This window comes from Chryseobacterium sp. S90, assembly GCF_047444895.1.
In the GTDB taxonomy this organism is placed as follows: domain Bacteria; phylum Bacteroidota; class Bacteroidia; order Flavobacteriales; family Weeksellaceae; genus Chryseobacterium.
Genome location: NZ_JBLGCX010000013.1, coordinates 23,442 through 46,207 on the forward strand (window position 1 = coordinate 23,442; position 22,766 = coordinate 46,207).

The following is a 22,766-nucleotide window of genomic DNA, read 5'->3' on the forward strand; positions in this document are numbered from 1 at the left end:
TTTTTGAAATGTAATTTAAAAAAAAGTACCTGCAGAAAACCACTTATCTTGCAGGTACACAATACAAACGATGATTAAAAATTTTTTTAAAAATATAGATGATATACATTTTATCTTTTTGAATAGTAATTCTTGTAAAAAAGTACCCGCAGACAATAATAATCTTCCGCAGGTACACGGTACACTAATTACAACTATTTCTTGATTAATTTTGTATTATCATCTTTATGGTAATGACATACATTCCTTTGATGAACGAAGTAACATTGATTCTCTCGCCGTCCAGTTTTCTCCCTGAACAAGTCTTCCGTCTGCACTGTAGATTTTGTAATCAGCTTTACCTTTCAGGTTTTTCACCTCTCTTCGGATTTCAGATACTTTCTGTGAAGCCGGTTCCCAATTTTGGGCATTGGAAAGACAGAAGCTTGATATCACAAATAATGATAATAGAGTTTTTCTCATTTTAAAAATTAGGCATTTAACAATGGATTTTAGAGAATAAATATAATATTCGGGTATTCAAAAGTAATTGCTAATTTTGTATTATAAGTGATGTTCTCTTGCTGTTTCGGTATATTATGTATGTGATACGTATGTATTTCGGCTGATGTGGCAATGATATAGTATTAATATTGTATTTTTATTTTGATCGTGTTATGATGAAAAAACTAACTGTTTTATTCTTTTTAATTTCTTCCTTTTTCTATTCACAACATACAGAAGAAGAATTGAAGAATGTACTGTTTGACATAGACTTCTCGACTGCCGGACCCAAAGAAATAGAAAAGATTGACAGCCTTATTAAGGTTTGCAAAAAAGACTCATACAATGATTGTGTCGCATTAGGGTATCTTAAGATTGCCAATATCTATGATAAAATGAATGATACAAAGAAGTCTTTTTATTATATCAATCAAGTAGAAAAAGAAAATCTCATCAATTCAGATACCGACTTTGAAGTCATCTTTTACCTTCATATGCAAAAATCTTTTCTATATCAGAAATTAGGCGAAAGGGTTGCTGCTTATAAGCAATTGGATGAAATCTATGATAAAGCAATGAAGACGGGCAATGCTTATTTCATTTATCTGATCAACAGGCAGTATGCCGATAAATATCGTGAGACCGATAAGGAACTCTCATTGAAGTATAGCAAAATTGCCTATACATTTTCAAAAATCTACAGAGAAAATAAAGGTAACCGCTACCGGATAGATAAAAACAGGTTATGTAACAGCTACAAGACCTCTGCATATCTGGGAGGAATATATACTTACCTTAATAAATTGGATTCTGCCAGGATCTATATTGAAGAAGCCATTCGGAATGAAAAAAAAGTAGATGATATTGGTTTGAAATATGTTACTTCTCTGTTTGCGGGGAGATATTTTAGAGAAGTTAAGAATGTTGAACAGGCCCAACACTATTTATGGATTTCCAAAAATATTGCGAAAAATTACTTTAAAAGTGAGAATTATCAAATTGCAGTAGGAGATGAGCTTAATGCTTTATATAAGAGTATTGGTCAAAAAGATAGTATTGGCTACTATTCTAACTGGCTGGTGGAAATAAAGGCCGTAAACCGGGAACAAAATCAAACGCTGAATGATAATGTAGACAAACAGAATGAACTAGAAAATACTAATATAAAGAACGAAACAAAAGGACTCTTTTTCATCTTATCCATAAGTATTGCGGCATGTATTCTCTTTATCTTGCTTTTTCTGTATTACTATAGAAAACATAAAAGTAAAAACCTGGACAAAATTGATGTGCCTCATCAGTTACCGGTACAGGAGAGTATTTTTAAGGAAGTGATACAGTTAGCCAAAGAAAACAATCCTGAGTTTATGACCCGTTTCCATGAATATTGTCCCCGTTTTTCTGATGAACTCCTTACTGTTTCAGATTTAAAAATAACAGAAATACGATTTTGCGCTTACTTATACCTGAATTTCTCTACAAAAGAAATCGCAGAATATACATTTACTTCAGTGAGGACCGTACAAACCAAAAAATATAATATCAGAAAAAAACTGAATATTCCTGGTGATACAGACATTTATGTCTGGTTTTCCAGATTGTTGAAATAAAGAATAACAGATATCAAAATAAAAGAGACTATTTCACTTAGGAAATAGCCTCTTGCTTTTAAATTAACACTCTGTCGATGCCAGTCATTAATTTTTTATGGTGGAAATATGGATGCACTTTTGTCCATTAAAATCTGCAAGTTCAATGTTGATGATCATTTCACTGTAGATCCGGGTAGTGGTGTCATTAAACTGATATCCTTCAATAAACACGGGGCTGCCCTTAGGAAGATTGCTCTGCTCATTAAGCATTTCCAATGATAAACTGTCAGGATAGCCTTCATTTTTTTTAAACTTGATCTCTATTAAGCCGTTGTCAGCAAGGTAATCGAATTTCTTTAAATGAGAAGGCAGGCTGGCCTTGGTTTTATAAACGTTTACTTTTTCAATACTGCTTTTGTAAAGATCAAACATGCTGGCAGTTCCGATGGCATCATTGTAAACCGCAAATTGAACATTGCTGTTTTTCTGGCCCCAAAGTAAGCCTGAAGTGATGATTAAGAATATATATAATAACTTTTTCATAATAAAAATAGAGGTTTAAATGTCCAATGATTTACTGTGCAAGGTTGGAACTAATTCCTGTTTTTTACTACAACCCATCCCGTGTATTTTATTGGAGTTTGTTTTGTATTATTCTCATTCCAGCCCATATCAAACCAGTAGGTTCCGGTAGGTACTTTTTTACCATCCGTGGCTCCGTCCCATTTAAATCCGTTTAATTTATTTCCTACATGAAGCTTACTTCCATATCTGTCATAGATGCTGAAGGTGAAATTATTTTTATTTGCCAAAGCAGAATAATCAAGGATGTCATTGATTCCGTCACCGTTAGGAGTGATAACATTGATCAGATTAGGAACCGTAATTTCTACCTGTAGAGGAACACATTTGTATGAATCCCTTACATAGAAAGTATGGCTTCCACGAGATATATTGGTAAATATATTCTCATCCTGCCAGTTGATATTGTCCATCGAATACTGATAAGGTGCTGTTCCTGCAATTACGTTTAAAGTAACCGTATTATTGTTAATAGTAATATCTGAAATAACAGGATTTTCAGAAGCGTATACTTTCACTGTTTGTCTGGTGGTGCATTCTCTGGTTTTCAGATCTACCCAATAAGTTCCAACCCCTGCATTCTTGATAGATTGTGTTGTTGCTCCCGTACTCCATTCATAAGATGTATAGCCTGGTCCTGCATCTAATGTTGTCGTATTTTCCATACAGATAATTTTATCCTTTAATACTTCTGAGTAGGTAGGAGGAATAACAGTAAGGGTTACTTCTGCAATTTTGTAACATCCGTCGGTATTGCTTACCTTGATGTAAACCACACCGTTAGGAGCAATGTAATTGGCTGGATTCAGAATTTCATTTGTCCCGTTATGCGCATCAGTAGGAGACGGATAATACTGCTTAATTGTTCCCGGTTGTACATTAACTCCTGCTGTTGTTAAATTAAATACTCCAAGCACCGGATTAGATGGTTGGAAGCATGACCTTAAAGCTGCATCTTTGACGATTGGGCTTTCAGAAACTGTTAATGTTACAGTTACCCGTTCACAATCTGTAAAATCCGGGTTATTTCCACAAAATTTATAAACAATAGTATCAGTACCCAGATAACCGAAGTTGGGAACATAATTAATCACTCCCGCTGCATCCACTGTAACTGTACCGTTTGCTGGAGGAGTAATGATAGTTAACGTACTCGGCACATAAGTTTGGGTAGAATTGGTAAATTCTGGTACGATTGCCTGATGTCCTTCACAAACAGTAATCGCTTTTGTAGATTCCGCAAGACATGTATATACTTTATAGACAGGGGTAGTTGCTGGAGGGCAAGTGCTTACTGAAATTTTCACGGTATAATTCCCTGAAGCCAATGGAGTATAAGTATTGGTATTGGCTCCAGCAATAGGATTTCCGTTCAGGAACCATTGGTAGGTGTCGTAGCTGTCATTTACTTCCAGTACAATACCCGGGATACAATCTCCTGTTTTTTTTGAAATCAGTGGGATAGAAGAGAAACCGGCAAAATAACCTCCGTATCCGGATGTACTGTAACCACCATTAATACCTGCTGTTACAGCTTTATCAGAAACCACGGTTACATTTCCAGTGATAGATGGGATGGCATATGTCACCCAGCTGCTATTCCCTGTCAATGGGAAAGGTCCTTGTGCAGCGGTGGGAGTAATTCCGTTTACCGTTACATTAGCTCCGGTTTCAGTCAAAATATTCAATTTGACAATAGTTCCCGTTGGAACAGTACTCGATGTTCCGGATCCCGTTGGCATTTCATTGATCTTCCCGATTTCTTCAATTTTTCGGGGCAGAAAGCAGTTTAATGGCGGGATATAGTTGAAGCCACAGGTTGCACTGCTGTTATTTACAGAAACCAACTGATATAAATAGACATTTTTTGAAGTAGTAATAAACATATTAAAGTGTCCGGAAGTTCCTTGCTGAACATAGTTACTTCCTGAAATTCTGTAAAATTCCCCACTATTGATGGTTGCAATAGGAGTGTTGGAACCATTGATAAATATTTGGGTGTTGTTTTCAGTTCCTACGATGATACCACCTTCAAGATCTGGATTGGTAGATCTTGTTCTTACCATGGCAAAGGTGTTTCCAAGTCTTTCCGTAGGTACCGATTGATCAAGAATCGCATCTGATCCCATACTGGTGTTACTTCCAAAATTTCCATTGATGTTTCCGTTGGTAAGGGTGATTGGTTTATCAGAAACAATTTTAGCTCCAATAAAAGCCGATATATTTTGACCTCCCACTCCAGGGCCTCCGGCAAAAATAAAAGATTGTCCTTTATTGAGAGTAATTGTTTGCGAATGAGTTGGCGGTGTTCCTCCAAAAAATGTTACATTTCCGTTCCATGTAGCGGTGACAACTGTATTATTCTCTGTTGCCAATATACCTGCTGTGAAGTTAAATATGTTAAGTGATGCAGTAGTAGGAGCTGCGGCTACAAAAAATTCTTTGCCGATCCCGGCTTTTCCTTTACTTGTTATAATTTCAGCGTGTACGGTGCCGCTTACCATTCTTAATGAACAGTAAAATGGCTTGCTTCCTTGTACATATAGACCTTTATTAATAGTAGTGAACGCATTTGAAGTAACATTAGCGGCTATAATTACAGCCGGTACCACAAAAATCTGAGGAGCCCCTTTGCTGATGGTTGCATTACCAATCGGGACGTTATTACTGTTAATTGTAACAACAAAAGGAGTTACAGAATCGGTAGAAAGATATAGTGCCTGTGTATAATTTACAGAGGCATAATAAGGTGCAAACCAATGATCTGTGTCTCTTTGAGCCAAAAGAGGTAAGCTCAATATCAGGAACAATAAACTAAATATAAAACTTTTCATGCATTGCTGAATTTTGAATCTAAAAATTACGAATTCTTTTTTAAAAAATGATTATGATTACTTTATTAATTTTTTGTGAATTATATGTTTCAATGTGTTATTTTCTATCAAAAAAGTAATCAATAGATTAACAGAAAAATAACAGTATATAAAATTGATGGAACGGCTTCAAAGATAAATTAGTGTTGGTTTGATATAAAACATCCGCTTATAAGCCCATTAGTTAAGTAGTTTTTAATAGGTCTAGATTTCTTCATTCTTATATATTTCTTAGATTAATCTCTATTTTATGTTTAGGGTAAAAATAATTTAATTAAAATATAAAATGGCTATACTTTTGTATAGTTTTTAAATCAAAGTTTAATGAATTAATTTAAAATAAACTTTTGTTGAAGTGCTTTAGTAAAGAGAATATTCAATTTTTATTTTAATAATAAAATGTTTTTTTTGTTTTTTTAAACTTAATCCTGTTTCTTTACATGCATAATACATAAAAGTTTCTTTTTAAATATTAAATATTTATTAAAATTAGTTAATTTTATGTGTTTTTTGTTGTTAAAATAAATGTTTTGCAAACTTACATTTAATTATAATTAATTTTTGATGTTTTTTTTTATTTAAATTAATTATGAATATGTTTGCAAAAGTAATCAATAGAAAAATAGTTTTTCACCCTTATTATTATGTCAAGAATATGAGTGATAAAATAAATTTATTGTATCCCGGGAACACGTCTGGTGCAACAATTTTTGAAAAAGAGAGTACAAACGAATATTTTAATGTGCTCAAAGCAGTATTGGGAACCAGTATGGGTTCTGTTTATATTGAAGATCTTAATACCAGAAAACTACAGTTTATTTCAGGGAATCCACTTCTTTTCTCAGGCTTTCGGGCTGCTGAGGTTGAAAAAATGGGTTATAATTTTTTTCGGAAATATGCCAAGAAAGAAGATCTTGAAATACTACGAAGAGTGAGAACTACTGGCCTTAAATTCTTTGAATGTCTTTCACCTGAAGAGAAAAAGGTACACACCATTACTTATGATTTCCATCTTAAAAATGAAAATAGTATAGATGTGCTTGTCAATCAAAGAATTACGCCTATAGAACTTAATAATGATGGCGAAATTTCTAAAATAGCCTGTGTAGTATCCTATTCCCTTAATCGGACTGCAGGAAATATCCGGATCATATCCAATATCTCAGAAACGTATTGGAAATATAATCTCTTTACAGGAAAATGGACGGAAGAATGTAAAATCACCTTAAAAACAAGGGAAATTGAAATTATAAGACTTTATCTTCAAGGATTAAAAATAGAAGAAATTGCAGAACAATTGTTTGTATCACCCAGCACCATAAAATTTCACAGAAGTAAATTATTCGAAAGAATTGGCGTGAAAAATATTATCGAAGCAATCTCCTACGTAATTACGAATAATTTGATTTAAACCTTAATTTTCCTAAATGTATTTCAGGTCAAAAGTGCTGAAAAACAAATAATCTTTTTCCGGGTAGTTTTACAGTTTTAGGAATAATAAATCTCTCTGCTTCTTATGCAGTATATTTTTTTGAAAATTGTCTCTCCACAAACACAGAGAGACAATCCTCAGAACAGCTTAATTAAGCTGGTAATTTGTGATCACTAAACTCAGGATGAAATGAACATAATTTTCTTCTACCTCTTTTCTGTTGATCAATTTGTTTTTGTACTCATAAGAATTCAGGTCTCTGGATAATTTCTGATACGTTTCAAAATCATCACCTTTAATCTTTACTCTTATATTACCATCTCTTCTGTTGATAATTACATCATCCAAAGTTCTTACTTTAAATAAAACTTCACATAATGTAGGACGAGCCTTCATTGACCCGATATATCTTTCAACTATATTAATCTTGAACGAATCAAATTTGATGGTATTAAAAACGATTTTAGAATTAGGCTCCTGAGTGTTGAGTTCAAGTTTATAGTTCATTACTTTATAAATTTTGGCAAATATAAGTTTAATTATACCAAAAAACAGACTGTTTTAATAGATCATTACCATAATAATGATTGAATTTTATTCTATAAAAAGAAAACCATGTGAAAATGTGAATATTAGTAGCTTATAAATGAGGGGAAAACAGAAGTCTTATGAATTTTTTTCTTCCTTTATTTTTTTCCTTATAAGCATTTACGTAATTTTATTCTCTGTAATTAAAAATTCATATTAATACCAATATAATGGAAAGATATAGTTATGGAATAGTTGGCCTTGGAGTAATGGGACGGAATCTTCTTTACAATATTGCTGACAACGGATTTTCAATCGCAGGATTTGACCTTGATCAGGAGAAAGTAAAAGAATTAGAGAAGGGTGCCACTTCAGAAATGAATGTAAAAGGTACAGGCTCTTTAGAAGATTTTGTATCAGCATTAGAAATTCCAAGAAAAATTATTCTTATGGTTCCTGCAGGAAAACCTGTAGATGCAGTGCTGGAAAACATTACCCCGCTTTTGAATGAAGGTGATATCGTAATAGATGCAGGGAACTCTTATTTTGAAGATACCAACCGACGTGTTGCTGATCTGGCATCAAAAAAACTGCACTTTATGGGAATGGGAGTTTCAGGAGGAGAAAAAGGAGCCAGAAGAGGTCCTAGTATAATGCCTGGAGGTGACCTGGAAGCTTTCAAACTTCTTAAGCCAATGCTTGAAGCTATTGCTGCAAAAGTAGATAACGAAGCGTGTACAGCATATATGGGGAAAGGATCTGCCGGGAACTACGTGAAAATGGTACACAACGGTATTGAATATGCCATTATGCAGCTCATCAGTGAAGCTTATGATCTGCTTAAAAGAGGTGCCGGACTGAATAATGAACAGTTGTACGAGGTTTTCAGAGACTGGAATAATGGAGAAATGAATTCATTCCTTATTGAAATTACCAGAGATATTTTTACTCAGAAAGATTCATTCACAGAAAATTATCTTGTTGATCAGATTTTAGATAAAGCTGGCGCAAAAGGAACCGGAAAATGGACTTCTGAGCAAGCCATGGAAATTGGTGTTTCTATTCCTACCATTGATATTGCGGTAACTTCAAGAATTTTATCTGCTTATAAAGAGGAGAGAGTTCAGGCTTCTAAAATATATACTGAAAAAGAAATCATAAAGCCTGAAAATACAGAATTGTTTATCAGGGAAGTGGGTGATGCTCTTTTTCTTTCAACATTAATCAGCTATGCACAAGGTTTGTCTTTACTGGTAAAGGCATCCGCGGAATACGGTTTTGAAATTCCATTGAAAGATGTTGTGAAAATCTGGAGAGGAGGATGTATCATTCGCTCTGTATTGCTGGAAAAATTCTATTCTGCCTATACTCAAAACCCTGATCTTTCTAATATTCTGCTTGATCACGACATTTCTGAATTGGTAAAATCGAAAATCAAAGCCCTGAGAAAAACAGCCGGATATGCTGCTGCAAACGGTATTTCAAGTTTGGGAATCCAGACAGCTTTGGGATATTTTGATGCCTACACAACAGAATCTCTTCCTGTGAATCTGATCCAGGCTCAACGTGATTATTTCGGAGCTCATACTTATCAGCGTACCGACAGAGAAGGAGTATTTCATACTTCTTGGCAAACTGCAAACAACTAAAACTCGGAAAAATGAATCAAAATAGAATCTTGCAGCCAACAACAATCGTTATTTTTGGTGCTACAGGAGATCTGGCAAAAAGAAAACTTTTTCCGGCATTTTATAACTTATACATCGACGGCAGAATGCCCAAAGGCTTCAATATTGTGGCATTGGGAAGAGCCGAAAATACCGATGAACTTTTTAGAAATTATATCAAAGAAAATCTGGAAAGTTTTTCCAGAAAAAAAGTGACTTCCGAAGACTGGGCAGGTTTTCAGGCTCATATTACTTACTTCCAGCATCAATTGGATGAAGAAAGTTCTTATCAGAATCTGCAGCAGAAATTGCAGGATTTTGATGCTGTTTACGGAATGAGAGCCAACAGGTTATTTTATCTTTCAATAGGACCTAATTTCATTTCTACCATTTCCAATCATATCAAAACGACAGCTTTAGCTTCCGATCCGAAAAAAGACCGTATTATTATTGAAAAGCCTTTTGGCCACAATAAACAGTCGGCGATTGAACTGAATAGTCTTCTGGCAAAAACATTTGAAGAAGAACAGATCTATCGTATTGATCATTATCTGGGCAAGGAAACGGTACAGAATATATTGGCATTCAGATTCGGAAATTCGATTTTTGAACCTTTATGGGATCATAAATATATAGAATCAGTACAGATTACCGTAGCGGAAGAAGTAGGAGTAGAAACAAGAGGTGCTTTTTATGAGCAGACAGGAGCTTTGAGGGATATGATTCAGAACCACCTGCTGCAGATTCTGTGTATGGTGGCTATGGAACCGCCGGCTTCTTTGAAATCAGGTGAAATAAGAGACCGCAAAGTTGACGTTCTGAAATCAATTCGCAGAATTTCTCCAGATCAGGTTGATCATTATGCGGTAAGAGGGCAATACGGAAAAAGCACAATAAACGGGGTAGATGTGAAAGGCTATCGTCAGGAGAACGGTATTGCTGGAGATTCCAATACGGAAACTTTTGCAGCGATAAAGTTTTATCTGGACAACGAAAGATGGCAGGATGTTCCTTTCTACGTTCGTACAGGAAAGAAAATGAAAGAAAAGCATTCTTATATTACCATTCAATTTAAGCCGCTTCCTCATTCCACATTCTCAGACAGTCCGCATCTTTTATCAGCTAACAGGTTGATTATTAATATTCAGCCGATGATGGATATCAGATTACAGTTTATGACGAAAAAACCGGGACTGACCTTGGATTTGAAGCCTGCAGAAATGATTTTTGATAATTTTGCCTGTCAGGATGATACTCCGGAAGCTTATGAAACCTTACTGCAGGATGCTCTTTTAGGAGACCTTACTTTATTTATGCGTTCCGATCAGGTGGAAGAAGCCTGGGATGTGGTTACAACAATACAGGAAGCCTGGGAGAATAATAAAGATTTATCATTCCCGAATTATAAAGCAGGAAGCTGGGGACCCGAAGATGTTAATGCTTTGGTGGAAAGACAAGGACACAGCTGGGTATAAACAATATAAAATTTAAACAGACAAAAAATGAATATTACAGTATTCGACGATCTGGAAAAACTGTACAAAGAGGCAGCAGATGCATTTGTTGACCTTTCAAAAAAATCTATTCAGAAAAATGACCGTTTTGTAGTTGCATTGAGTGGAGGATCTTCTCCCAAAGCTATTTTTAAACTATTGGCGACTCAGAAATATGCAGAGCAGATTGAATGGAATAAAGTTTACTTTTTCTGGGTAGATGAAAGATGGGTGCCTTTACATGATGATAAAAGCAACTTCAGAATGACGGATGAAGCTCTTCTCAGCCAGGTTCCTGTTGATAAAAACCATATTTTCCCTATGTATGCTGAAGGGAAAACTCCTGAGGATTATGCAAAGACTTACGAAGAGCAGATCAGAAGTGTTCTTGGCAATGAAGGGGTTTTTGACTTTATCCTTTTAGGAATGGGAGACGATGGTCATACCGCTTCTTTATTTCCTGGTGAAGAGGTTTTAAATGAAAAAGAAAAATGGGTTTCTGCCTATTATCTGAAACCTCAGGAAATGTTCAGGATTACTTTGACTGCACCTGTAATCAATAACGCTGAAAATATTCTGGTAATAGCGTTTGGCGAATCCAAAAAACATGCATTGAATGAAGTGCTGAACGGTGAGTATAATCCATCATTATATCCATTACAACTTATTGAGAAAAAGGATGGGTATCATTTTTTTACTGACGAAAAAGCAAAAGGATAACAAACTTTTCTGACCTTTAAAAATAAGAGACTGTCCTAGGGCAGTCTCTCTCTTCAAATCAACTATTCTATACCGAAACCGGTATATGCAATTTTCTGTACTTCAAAATCAAAATCTGACTTTTAAATTTAAAAACAGCATCATTAAAGAGCTAATGATACTGTTGCATTTAGTGTTTTTACCTTAGTTGCTTGTTTTCGAAACTTTTTAATTTTTCTCAACTCAATAGTGCTTCTATGTAAAATGGTTATTAGTTTGAAGCAAATATACAAAATAAGACACTTGAAAGTGTCTAAAATGAAAAAAAATTAAATTATTTTTTTTCAATGTTTAATTGAATTGAGAAAAACCAGTGATAGAAGGTATTTCAAGCCAGAAATAAAATCAAAAAAATTAAAAGGAATGGGTATTTATACCTGAAAAATGTAAGAACTCGTTTCTGTTAAATAAAAACAGCACCATAAAAATGATGCTGTGAGTAATGTTTTACCTCAGTCATGGAATGTTTATACATTTAAACTGAGGGAACTAACGGTACAATCTGATCTCACTCAATCTCACAACTTTGATCGTTCGTTTATATAAAATGGTTATTAGTTGATGCAAATATACATATTTAGACACTAAAAAGTGTCTAAAATGAAAAAAAATTCATAAACTTGTAGGATTGAAAAGTTTACCATGGAAAGAAAGTCAGCAGCGGGAAGTATCCGGAACAAGGAACGCAGTAAAAAAAAATTTTTGGAAGCAGTAGGAAAAATACTGAGAACAAAAGGACATACTGCTTTGAAAGTGACTGACATTGCTGCTACAGCCGGGGTAGATAAAAAGATGATCTATAATTATTTTGGAGGGATAGACGGGCTTATAGATGAATATATCCGGTCTCAGGACTACTGGAGTAAAGTAACTATTGATGAAGTAGACAAGATAAAACCCAAACTGGATGACGGCGGACAGTCTTTCATGGAAAAAATGCTTCTGTCGCAATTTGACTATGTCTACAAAAGCAAAGAAGCGCAAAAATTACTTCTATGGCGCATCTCAGAATCCAGAAAGTCACTAAGAAAACTTACCGATACTCAGGAAGAAAACGGAGAATATATTTTTAAACTCCTGATGGATTCTCATTTCAAAGAACATGCTGAAGATGTACGTGCGATAATGGCTATCCTGGTTTCCGGACTTTATTATCTGAATATGTATGCTGCTATGAATGGCAGTATTTTCTGTGGAATAGATGTAGACACCTCTAAAGGACGGGATAAAATTAAAAGTGCAGTTTCTTTTTTATTGAACCAAACCTATGAGAATCTGTAATATTTAGTTTGTCATATTATTATGGAAAAAAACAAAACCATTAGAAATCTCTAATGGTCAATTGTGTTGTTGTGTTTCTACCTTAGTTGTTTCGTGTTCGAAATTGTCTTAAAGTAAGGGAACCTAAATAAAACAGTCTGAATTGTCTTATTTTTCAACCTAAAAGTGTTTTAAGATATGTAGATGGTTTTAGTTTGTACAAATATATAAAATAAGACACTACGAAGTGTGTAAAATAATAAAAATTTTATGAATTTTATTTAATGCTTTGATTTTCAGGTTATTAATTTTATTATATAAGAAATTACTATCTGAATGATGCTGATACGCTGTTACAATCTGAATAGTTTTTAATTTTCAATCCCGATAGGGTTTTATATATTAGATGGTTTTAGTTTGTACAAATATATATAAATAGTTGAAATTAGACACCTGTAGGTGTCTAAAATGATAAAAAATTTTCTTAAACTTGTATATTGAATGTTTAGTCATGGAAAGAAAGTCAGCATCAGGGAGTATTAGAAACAAGGAACGCAGTAAGAAAAAATTTTTAGATGCAGTTGGGAAAATTCTGAAAACGAAAGGGTATGCAGGATTGAAGATCAATGATATCGCTGCAACCGCCGGAGTAGATAAGAAAATGATCTACACCTATTTTGGCGGTATGGATGGTCTGATGGACGAATATGTCCGTACACAGGATTTTTGGGTGAAGGTAACCAGTGAAGAAGTAGAAAAGATGAAACCGAATCTGGAAGATGGAGGAAGAGAATTTATCGAGCATATGCTGCTTTCACAATTTGATCACGTATATACCAACAAAGAGGCTCAAAAACTATTGTTATGGACCATTTCTGAACCCAGAAAATCCTTGAAAAAACTGATTGATACCCAGGAAGAAAATGGAGAATATATCTTCAAATTACTGATGGAATCTCATTTCAAAGATAAAATGGATACCTATCGCTCTATCATGGCGATTATGGTTTCAGGGCTTTATTACCTGAATATGTTCTCTTCTCTGAATGGCAGTATTTTCTGCGGCATAGATACCAATACCCCTGAAGGACGTGAAAAAATCAAAAAAGCAATATCTTTTATGGTGGATCAGACCTACGATAATCTTTAATATACTTAGAAAACATAAAAAGAGGCAATAATCTGCCTCTTTTTTGTACTATTGGTGAATAATTCTATCCTTTATGGTAAGGACAGCCTGAAGCTGCACCGGAATTTTCACCAGTATTAAAGAACTGATCTTCGATCACTTTTTTCTGATCATCAGGAATATCTGCTAACTTACGAAGGGTATTGACCTGGATGTGAGGCCAGCTTGTAGTACCTCCATCATTCCCGAAATCAAATTCAAAGAATACAATTTGCTCGTATTGCAGCTGAAGAATTTCTTTTCCGTCTTCAATAATTGTTTCAATCCACATATCCATATCCACTTCAACTGTTGGAACAAAACGGTTCACAAAAGGAACATTTAAAACTCCTCCCTGTGCTCCGGTTTTCATTTTGGAAGACATTCTCACATGTACATAATTGCTGACCTTCTGACCTCTTAATGTATCCCTAAGTCTGAGATCGGGTCGTACAGAATAAGGGTATAAATCGTCTGCGAGTATTCTTTGAGTATAAATCTTGTTTGAACCAGGATCATTTTTGTCGTCTAGTGTTTGATGAACCCAATCCGGTGCAGGCTTATCAAGGTCAATGATTTCTTCTGGCGTTACCCCGGCATTCCCCATTGTACGTGAAATGGAAAGATGATTAGTATCCCATGCCTCTTTACCATAAGGGAATTGAGGCGAGCCATCAATTAAATAAAAGGTTTCATCAGCTTTATTTTGAGGAATAATATCGCCAAGTAAAGTAATGGTACTTCCGTGAGGAATAACGCCGCTTCGGGAAATAGAGTAGTCCGGAATAAAATAAGGACCGTCAACTCCTGCTCCCGGTTTTATTTCCTGTGCCGGAATAATTTCATAATAAGGCTGTCCCGGCTCTAGCTGACTTAAAAGAATATATTTAGGATTCGCCACTCCATCTGGTGTTATTCTTACTAAAGGCTCATCTCTGTATTCACCCGTATAGCCATACTTTTTAGCATCTTCTGTTGAAACGGCATGAATACCACGGTCTCTTTCAATAGACTCCTTGGTTGCTGCATGATTGTAGACATCACTCAGCCAAAGATACATACCGTTTTCTTCATGAATAGGGGTGTATTTCAAAGCATCTTGTCCCTGTATGGCATTAACGCTCTTAATACTTTGCTCATATTTTACAGCTCCACAGAAGAGTTCACTGGCACCTCCGCGGTTACGAACTCCACCCGGGACAATTGAAAATGTTAACTTCTCAATATATTCTTCACTGTCAAAAGCGAATTTTCCAGGTATCGTTCCTGAATTGGTGCCGGGAGAAGGCATAATTGTAGTATGTACTCCACTTGCTAATGACGGTTTAGCAATATCTTTATTGTAATTCACATTATAGCTTACCCATGTACCTGCCAAAGCTTTAAGTATTCCATAATCTACACTATTTTCGATGGCCTGAAGATTGTCTTCTCTGAATGGCCTTACCGGATCATCAATCAATAGTTTTGAATATCCATCCATTAGCTCAGCCAGATTAACTTCATTTTGGCCTGGCATTTTACGGAACAACTGTTCGCCTCCCGATTCGGGACTCTCTTTTTTTCTTTTAAGCATGATATATCGTTTTTATGGTTATAATTCAGTGTATTCGAAAGTGGGGCCTGCATTAGTTTGAGCATCCAGCGGCTGTTTCATGAGGTTAACAGCCTGTTCTTTCAAGGCATACATGTACATGATGGATTTTTCCAGTTCTCTCTGGTTTCCCTCCACAGCGCTTTGTATAGCATCTAATAAACGTCTGTAGGTCTTATTAAACTCAATTCCCTGTGCATGTAATTCTTTGTTTTTGATATAATCTTCTACTTTTGGATTAGGCTTCATAGGATAAGCTTCATCCCATTCTACGGGTAAATCTTTTCCTGTAGGTGGGGTAGTGACAGGCATCATACCGTTTTCATCTGTAAAAGGTTCATAGTTTCCACCGAGATAAAAATGCTCATGGAAAACTTCTTTAAATCTGAAATAATGAGCCAACTCTACACCTTCTTCAAATTGGGATGGGTCAACATCGAAAATTGAATCGTCAGTCCCTTCACCTTGTCCTTTGATCTCCTGAAAAACAGCAATTACTCCTTCTAAAGCTTCCACAAAATGTAGTTTTCCGCCACTTCCGTAATATTGCTCAGGACGAATTTGTTTGGCAGGATTTCCTGTGAAAATTCCTCCGGTATTTAATTCTTCGAAATTCTTAGGAAGAGTTCCATGTTCTTTGTAATAGGCAATAATCTGGAAAATAACAATGTAGAAGAATAAGACATCATAATATTCACCAATGGTATGTACATTTTCCATGATGAAACCTTTCATATTTTCAAGGGTCCAGAAGTTATTATCCTGTACAGCCGTTCTTTGGGAATATAATGCTGAAGAATCTGTTTCGTGGTCATATTTCGGCGCTTTTACCAATGGTTTGCTCGGGCTTTCAATGGCAATAAAAGTTGCGATACTATTACTTGAGAAAGTTTCCAGACCTACATAGAAATCAACATTCATTGGTAATTTCATCGGATAGGTAGGGTAGTTCTCCTGTTTGTTAACAGAGGGTTGAATATCAATTGCATTCAATACATTACAAACCATGATCAGGTGAAGCATTTCTTCCACAGCAACACTTCTGATAATTTGGGAAGCCAGAGCATTGGTTCCGTCTTTAATCGAATATAAAGCCGTAAGATAAGGTGGAATGGTAGAATGTTCAATGAGAATAGCCGTTTGCAAAAGATTCTGTAAAACGGGTTTATAATCAATTTCAGTCAATCCTTTTTTTAATTCAGAAACATCTGAGCCAAATTGGGATTCTAAATAGACATTAAAATCATCAATCTGATCGTTCAGTAAAAGATTCGTCAATGTTTTGCTGTGATGTTTTAATCCTTCAATCCAGTCTTCTTTACTCAATGTTGAATCAAATAATAAAGAAGGTAATGAAACGGCTTCAGTAACGACTGCGCTTCTTGCTGCCATTCTTCCTGCAGTTAATATTTCCTGTGGCTGTGCTGTTTTATTGATAAGTCTTTGTCTCATGTTGTTATTTTTTAAGTTGAGTTTCAAGATCTGCAAGGATAGATTCTACCGAACGGATAGTGAATGCTGATAATGTTAAAGTAGGGTTTGATGTTCCCAAAGTGGTCATGTTTCCTGCTCCTACAACGTATAAATTCGGGTGATCCCAGGCTTTACAATAGCTGTTGGTAACAGAATCTTCTGCTGTAGAACCCATTCTGTGCGTTCCCACAATATGACCGGCCCCGTTGTAAGAATATCTTGTTCCATTGTAGATCACAGAATTCTTGTCTTCCGCAGTATATTTTGTGAAATCATCAATATTTAATCTTTTGAACATCTGGTCCGAAGCATTTTTTGCCTGTTCCATTGCCTTCATTTCATATTCTGTTAGTTCATAATGGATAACAGGACGCGGAATTCCGAGAACATCCAGATACTGATCATTAATAGTTACTCTGTTATTTGGATTAGGCAGCTGCTCAATCTCGAAGTGGAATAAAACCTGTTTTGAAAGCCTGTTCGTAAGTGCTTCTCTTAATTCTGCCCCGAAAAGCTTCTGGCTGATAAAATATCCTACATCAGATCCCGGAGAAAATGCCGGCCAGCCCCAGCCCCAATTGTCAAGCGGAGAGATCCACGCAGAAAATTCACCTCTGAAGTTTCCGTCACGGAAAGACGAAATATTAGTGGTAGAACCGGGACCTCTGTAAGGATATACCGGTTCAGGGAAAAGTCCCCAGGTAAGCATTACCATATGATCCATCAGGTTTCTTCCTACCTGATCACTGCTGTTGGCAACGGTTTTTACAACGTCCTGAACGGTGTATTTTGAGTTTAATAAAATCTTTGGATTTTCAAAAGCATTGGCCGCCAGAATTACGATGGCGTCTGAAGTATCAATTGATTCTTCAACAAAATCGGTTTTCTCCTTTGAAGTATACCTTCTCAGATGAACTTTGGAAATCTTATCTTTATCATTCTGGTCAACACTTAATCTGTATACCACACTCTGAGCCTGAATCTGCATGTATGGATTACGCTTAAGATTTTCATTATCGTTAACTTTATACAGTGCCTTTTTTAAAGTTTTTAAAGCATTATATTTAGCCTGAACCGGACAGATCGGAACGCAGGATGCATTTCCCTCACAGCGCTCTCCCATATAAGGGTTCCACACAGAACCGAGAGCCTTGTGTTCTTCTTTTTCAGAACTGTCTAAAACCAGTTTGTATCCTGATTCTTTGGATTCAGCCTTGATAATCTTTGTTTTTCCGTATTTTGGATTCGGGATAGAATTTCTTCCCTGAGGAGAAGGTACCATCATTAGAGGAATTTCCCCTGAGCTTAGCTTTACACTTGTCCCTTTAAGTCCATCAATGATTTTATGATCCATATAACTCTGAGGAATCTCTTCCATCGGAAATACATAATTTCCATAATATTCCTCCATATTCTCAGAAATAGGATATTCCTGCCTTGAAACATCTCCGGAAACTCCGATTTCAAATTCTGCCATTTCATAATACGGCCTTAATTCTTCATAATCTATCGGCCAGTTGACCGGACTTGGCTTATCAGTATTAGGCTGAGGAATAGTAATTCCATATTTTTCTGTAAGTTTAAAATCATTCGGAAGCATTCTTGGAGTAGTTCCCAGCCAGTGAAGAGTTGTTCCTCCTCCCACTCTGATGGCATCACTTGCGAAAGGCATCGGCCCAAACTGAACCAGATATCCCTTTTTATCAGGAAATGGCTGGACAATATGCTCCATATCCAGGACATTTGGAGAAGGGGCCTGCTTCAAATTCGGATAAGGAGAGTTGGGGACTTTGGCTTCCTCTCTGTAAAAAGTACGGATATACTCATTGTAAGTGGTCATTGAGGATACGGAATCCAGTTCAATACCGGCTTCCAATCCTGCTTCATACATTAAGATTGATATTTCCTTGATATTATCAGATTTTCCTGCATCTGCACGATGGATCATTTTGCCTTTTGTCACGTCAAATACATGATCAGACAACAGTTTTGCGATCAATGATCCTGCGATCCCCGTTCCTACGATGATCACATCTTTTTTATTATTGGTCTGGCTCATGAGTTGGTGTTTACAGGTTTAATGTTCCACGATTTATAGCCCGGTTGTTTTGCTCCTGGCGGATGAGAATGCATCAGGTTCCAGACAAGACCTTCTTTGTAAGAAAGGTCATTGATATACGCTCCTTCCCAGGTTCCCAAATACCACATGGTGATCACTTTTCCGGCGATATCATTCATTCCAGGATTGGCGATAATTTCAGACTGAATGGCTTTTTTCAACTGATCTTCATCGGAAGAATTTTCAAGAATATTTTTAGAAACTGTAAGGAATTCTACGAAAGTAGCCGCTTCTAAGCTTTTCATAACGTAGGTGTAATAGGCCTCTGCCAGACCTGTGGATTGTAATTCGTTTACAGTAAACCCGGCAAGCGCTTGCGAGATAGACATAAACACGTCGAAATAATAATCGTCGACGTTGAGGATTTTGTTAATAATATTCATTTCGTTAAAAATTTGGGTTAGATATCTTCAACTCCTTTTAACAGGAAGTTATCATGCCGATTGATCTATAGCTGCCGGATTTTCAGATACCACTTCTTTTTCAGAAATGAATGCATGCTTTTCAAGCTATCCATAGTTGTCAGTTTTTGTTTATTCGAAATTAAACAGATCCTCTCAGATAAGATTCAGTATTTCTACGTAATTTAGAATGGTGTAATTTTAATTTTTTGTAACAAATCCTTTGTAATAAGTGGTTTCGAGAGGTATTGTTTTCACATAGTTTAGAATTATTTTAAATAATGTTCAGCTTAAAATAGATTTATTTAAGACAGAGTAAACTTTTGAAATGGTTTAGTTTATCACTTTTTGTTTGATTCTATTGCTTTTATATTGAATTTTTCAGCAATATTTATTTGGACTTTTCACCAATAATCTGAGTTTTGTAATTACTGAATTTTGCATTACTATTAAGAAACACAGATGAGAAAAGTATTATTTTTATTAACAAGTTTAATTACATCTGCCCTGTTTGGGCAAGTAGGTATAGGTACTTCTAATCCTAATCCATCAGCTATATTGGATCTGACATCTTCCAACAGAGGTTTCCTGCCTCCGAGGGTCAATCTTAATTCTGCTACAGATATTGTAACGATTCCCAATCCGGCGACAGGGCTTTTTGTTTTTAACACTGGTGCGGGAAGCTTAACAACTAAAGGATATTATTACTGGGATGGCACTAAATGGACAAGATTAAGCATTGCTGATGGCGGTGGAAATTTCCAAGTGGGAGAAGAAAGAGGTTATAGGTTTGTAATTCCAGGAACATTTCAAAATTCTGCAGGAAATACCAATAAAAATCAAATGACTGGAAGAGCTGCTTCCCAAACAGGAACAATTCAGAGAAAAGCTCTGTCTGAATTTGTGAATATTTCTGAGCTTCCATTTTTTGAGGGAATCAGGATTGATGTTTTAGCCGGTGAGGATACTATTTTAAGGCCCAGATTTTTTAACACAACGAATTCTAATATTACTGTATCCTATGCAACATTGTCTACCAGCAATCCATTGCAGAATTCTCCCAACATGACGATTCTTCCTAATTATTACAGTACGAAAATAGATGGTGATGATTGGCTTTACACAAGCAATGAAAATATGGAACAAGATCTTGTAGAAATACTTTTTCCTGATGGAAAATACTACAGGATGTCTATTGTAGCTTATTCTACAAATGCAGCTTTTAACACGGCTACATCCAATACTATTATCGGAATTTCTTTGAAAAGAATTATTTAGTAATACAACGTATTGAAAGTGAAATAATTTTAATATAATCATGTTTGTAAACAAATGCTTGCCATTGGTAAGCATTTGTTGTTTTTATAAACTGTAAATTCTTTGAAATAATCAGCCAGGATGTAACGAAAGTAAAGCTTTTATTGTCTAATTGATATAAATAAACTTTCGGCTTTATAATCACCAAAGATAAAACCAATACCCCTGACCATGAAACGATTAACCTTAACTTTATTGTGCTTTGTTTCTTCTCTTTTGTCTGCACAGGGATTGAACAGTAAAAAAGAATTAATTGTTTATTCCTCAACAAGTATAAACAAAAAGTCTGTACATCAATCTGTTCAACAGGAAACAGACCGGATATTTGATAAATTGGTTAAAATCAGAAGAGAGTTTCATGAAAATCCGGAATTGGCAGGTCATGAAAAGCAAACTCAGGAAAAAATTAAGCAATATCTGCTCGATCTCGGACTGGAAGTTAAGACAGATATATATGGTTACAGTGTGGTAGGGATTCTGAAAGGAGATCAAAAGGGAAAAAAAATAGCCTGGAGGTCAGATATGGATGCATTACCCAATGATTATCCTGATCCTGAAACTTTCAAATCGAAAATAAAAGGCATTCAGCATGGCTGTGGTCATGATATCCATATGGCGGTTGGATTGGGAATAGCCGAAGTTCTTTCAAAAAATAAAAAATCTTTAAAAGGAACAGTCTATTTCATATTTCAACCTGAAGAAGAAACCTTCAAAGGGGCAAAAGAAATGCTGGATAAAGGCTTACTTTCTATAATAAATCCTGACGAAATATATGGATTGCATGTGACGGCAATACCGGTAGGGCAAATCATGGTGAAACCTAATGAAATGTTTGCCTATCAGAAGAGAATAAGAGTTCAGTTAAAAAATGGATTATCTGAAGAAGAAACAAAAGGGCTAACGAAAAAGATCAGTGATTTTCTGTCCCGTATTCAGCCCGGAACAAAGCCATGGGAATTACAATCTATTGTTGATCCTAAAATCGGATTGACAAATCCTGATACTATTTTTAAAGATTACCTGTTCACGGATGGAAAATTTACGACTTATTCTAAAAATAATGAGTCTTTTCTTGAAACCTATCTGTATGAAACAAATTCTTCTAATTTAGATAAAATAATTCCGGGAGTTCAGAAAATTATAGAAGACAGCGGGTATAAAGACAAACTTCTTTCCGTTTCATTTATACAGGGAAATCCAACGGTTATCAATGAAGAAAAGCTGACAACATCAGCCAAGAAAATCCTTCAGAATCTTTATGGAAAAAATACGGTTGCTGCAGATTATGGACAGGTTCCGTTTTTCAATGATGATTTCTCTTATTTTCAACAGAAAATACCAGGTGTTTACTTTTTCCTGGGAGGTTCCAATTTCAAAAAAGGAGTGATTGCCATGAATCATTCCCTTGATTTTCAAGTGGATGAAGAGAGCATCAGAACGGGTGTGAAAAACTTTTCATCATTACTTATTGAACGTCTTAACAGGAACTAACTTTTCACCGCAATTGCGTCTATCTCGAACAACATTCCAGGTAAAGCGAGCTGGCTCACAGGAATAAGCGTGCTTGTTGGTAGAAATGTCGGGTTCCATACTGTTTTAGCTTCTTCTGCCCAAATTTCAAGCTTCTCGGGATTATGATCAACGATAAGAAGCGTGATTTTGACAACATTATCAAACGTCATAGAATGATTCTGTAGAACGATTTTTAAGTTTTTTAAAGCATTCTGGACCTGCGTTTTAAAATCATCAGCTAATATGTGATTTTCTCCTACACCGCCGCTTTGTCCGGATATAAAACACATCTGGAAAGGAGATTGCACAGAAATGCTGTGTGAAAAACCATAAGGACTAGGATTGAATAATGCAGTAGGATTGATCAGCTGAGGTTGTTTATTATTTTCCATAATTTTCTTTTTAATGATGTAAAAATGAGAGATAAAAACAAGAAAAGCTTTTACATATGTTGAGGGAATTGTTGTTTTTATGATGTAAACATTTCTTTACCTATTTGAAAGCCGATATAAA

Annotated in this window: 18 protein-coding genes; 9 read left to right on the forward strand and 9 right to left on the reverse strand. The window is 35.5% G+C overall.

The features are described from left to right. Positions 1 to 225: 225 nt before the first annotated feature. Positions 226 to 462 (reverse strand): hypothetical protein, encoded by a 237-nt coding sequence (locus ACLMCG_RS22590; RefSeq protein ID WP_413961378.1) that lies wholly within the window; start codon positions 460 to 462, stop codon positions 226 to 228. 197 nt (positions 463 to 659) lie between these two features. Between ACLMCG_RS22590 and ACLMCG_RS22595 the strand changes: the two genes are divergently transcribed. After that, entirely contained in the window at positions 660 to 2,093 is a 1,434-nt protein-coding gene (locus ACLMCG_RS22595) for a helix-turn-helix transcriptional regulator (RefSeq protein WP_413961379.1), read from the forward strand. Between the two features lie 87 nt (positions 2,094 to 2,180). Here the strand turns inward: ACLMCG_RS22595 and ACLMCG_RS22600 are convergent, their stop codons facing one another. Together ACLMCG_RS22600 and ACLMCG_RS22605 are read right to left on the reverse strand one after the other, a co-directional pair. Further along, positions 2,181 to 2,618 (reverse strand): hypothetical protein, encoded by a 438-nt coding sequence (locus tag ACLMCG_RS22600; RefSeq protein ID WP_413961380.1) that lies wholly within the window; start codon positions 2,616 to 2,618, stop codon positions 2,181 to 2,183. A 50-nt stretch (positions 2,619 to 2,668) separates the two neighbouring features. Next, positions 2,669 to 5,491: a T9SS type B sorting domain-containing protein gene (locus ACLMCG_RS22605; protein WP_413961381.1), complete on the reverse strand. Its 2,823-nt coding sequence runs from the start codon at positions 5,489 to 5,491 to the stop codon at positions 2,669 to 2,671. Positions 5,492 to 6,185: 694 nt separating this feature from the next. On the opposite strand from ACLMCG_RS22605, the gene ACLMCG_RS22610 reads away from it, so the two are divergent. Continuing rightward, positions 6,186 to 6,941, forward strand: coding sequence for a response regulator transcription factor (locus ACLMCG_RS22610; RefSeq protein WP_413961382.1), 756 nt, complete (start codon positions 6,186 to 6,188; stop codon positions 6,939 to 6,941). Positions 6,942 to 7,109: 168 nt separating this feature from the next. Here ACLMCG_RS22610 and ACLMCG_RS22615 read toward each other — a convergent pair whose 3' ends face one another. Beyond that, positions 7,110 to 7,469, reverse strand: coding sequence for a hypothetical protein (locus ACLMCG_RS22615; RefSeq protein ID WP_047377503.1), 360 nt, complete (start codon positions 7,467 to 7,469; stop codon positions 7,110 to 7,112). 251 nt (positions 7,470 to 7,720) lie between these two features. Here ACLMCG_RS22615 and gndA point away from each other — a divergent pair, with 251 nt between their 5' ends. The 5 genes from gndA to ACLMCG_RS22640 all read left to right on the forward strand — a co-directional run bounded on the left by gndA (position 7,721) and on the right by ACLMCG_RS22640 (position 13,819). Beyond that, on the forward strand, positions 7,721 to 9,139 hold the full coding sequence (gndA, locus tag ACLMCG_RS22620; RefSeq protein WP_413961383.1) for an NADP-dependent phosphogluconate dehydrogenase: 1,419 nt from the start codon (positions 7,721 to 7,723) through the stop codon (positions 9,137 to 9,139). Between the two features lie 11 nt (positions 9,140 to 9,150). Further along, positions 9,151 to 10,632: a glucose-6-phosphate dehydrogenase gene (gene zwf / locus ACLMCG_RS22625; RefSeq protein WP_184554628.1), complete on the forward strand. Its 1,482-nt coding sequence runs from the start codon at positions 9,151 to 9,153 to the stop codon at positions 10,630 to 10,632. A gap of 27 nt (positions 10,633 to 10,659) precedes the next feature. After that, positions 10,660 to 11,370, forward strand: a complete 711-nt coding sequence (gene pgl, locus ACLMCG_RS22630; protein WP_223600947.1) for a 6-phosphogluconolactonase — start codon at positions 10,660 to 10,662, stop codon at positions 11,368 to 11,370. Positions 11,371 to 12,051: 681 nt separating this feature from the next. Next, positions 12,052 to 12,690, forward strand: a complete 639-nt coding sequence (locus ACLMCG_RS22635) for a TetR/AcrR family transcriptional regulator (RefSeq protein WP_413961384.1) — start codon at positions 12,052 to 12,054, stop codon at positions 12,688 to 12,690. Positions 12,691 to 13,180: 490 nt separating this feature from the next. Further along, positions 13,181 to 13,819, forward strand: a complete 639-nt coding sequence (locus tag ACLMCG_RS22640; RefSeq protein ID WP_223600945.1) for a TetR/AcrR family transcriptional regulator — start codon at positions 13,181 to 13,183, stop codon at positions 13,817 to 13,819. Positions 13,820 to 13,883: 64 nt separating this feature from the next. On the opposite strand, the gene ACLMCG_RS22645 is transcribed toward ACLMCG_RS22640, so the two are convergent. Genes ACLMCG_RS22645 through ACLMCG_RS22660 form a run of 4 tightly spaced genes read right to left on the reverse strand, consistent with a single transcriptional unit; the run spans position 13,884 to position 19,406 of the window. Further along, a complete protein-coding gene (locus ACLMCG_RS22645) occupies positions 13,884 to 15,413 on the reverse strand; it encodes a peroxidase, FMP-type (RefSeq protein ID WP_223600944.1) in 1,530 nt (509 codons plus the stop codon). 18 nt (positions 15,414 to 15,431) lie between these two features. Beyond that, positions 15,432 to 16,883, reverse strand: coding sequence for a ferritin-like domain-containing protein (locus ACLMCG_RS22650; RefSeq protein WP_413961385.1), 1,452 nt, complete (start codon positions 16,881 to 16,883; stop codon positions 15,432 to 15,434). Between the two features lie 4 nt (positions 16,884 to 16,887). Beyond that, a complete protein-coding gene (locus ACLMCG_RS22655; protein WP_413961386.1) occupies positions 16,888 to 18,963 on the reverse strand; it encodes a GMC oxidoreductase in 2,076 nt (691 codons plus the stop codon). Continuing rightward, on the reverse strand, positions 18,960 to 19,406 hold the full coding sequence (locus tag ACLMCG_RS22660) for a hypothetical protein (protein ID WP_413961387.1): 447 nt from the start codon (positions 19,404 to 19,406) through the stop codon (positions 18,960 to 18,962). The genes ACLMCG_RS22655 and ACLMCG_RS22660 overlap by 4 nt, the downstream gene beginning before the upstream one ends. Before the next feature lie 480 nt (positions 19,407 to 19,886). Between ACLMCG_RS22660 and ACLMCG_RS22665 the strand changes: the two genes are divergently transcribed. Next, positions 19,887 to 20,702, forward strand: coding sequence for a hypothetical protein (locus ACLMCG_RS22665; protein WP_223600940.1), 816 nt, complete (start codon positions 19,887 to 19,889; stop codon positions 20,700 to 20,702). 210 nt (positions 20,703 to 20,912) lie between these two features. Further along, positions 20,913 to 22,232 (forward strand): M20 metallopeptidase family protein, encoded by a 1,320-nt coding sequence (locus tag ACLMCG_RS22670; RefSeq protein ID WP_413961388.1) that lies wholly within the window; start codon positions 20,913 to 20,915, stop codon positions 22,230 to 22,232. Here ACLMCG_RS22670 and ACLMCG_RS22675 read toward each other — a convergent pair. Then, positions 22,229 to 22,645, reverse strand: a complete 417-nt coding sequence (locus tag ACLMCG_RS22675) for a RidA family protein (protein ID WP_413961389.1) — start codon at positions 22,643 to 22,645, stop codon at positions 22,229 to 22,231. The genes ACLMCG_RS22670 and ACLMCG_RS22675 overlap by 4 nt on opposite strands. Positions 22,646 to 22,766: the final 121 nt, after the last annotated feature.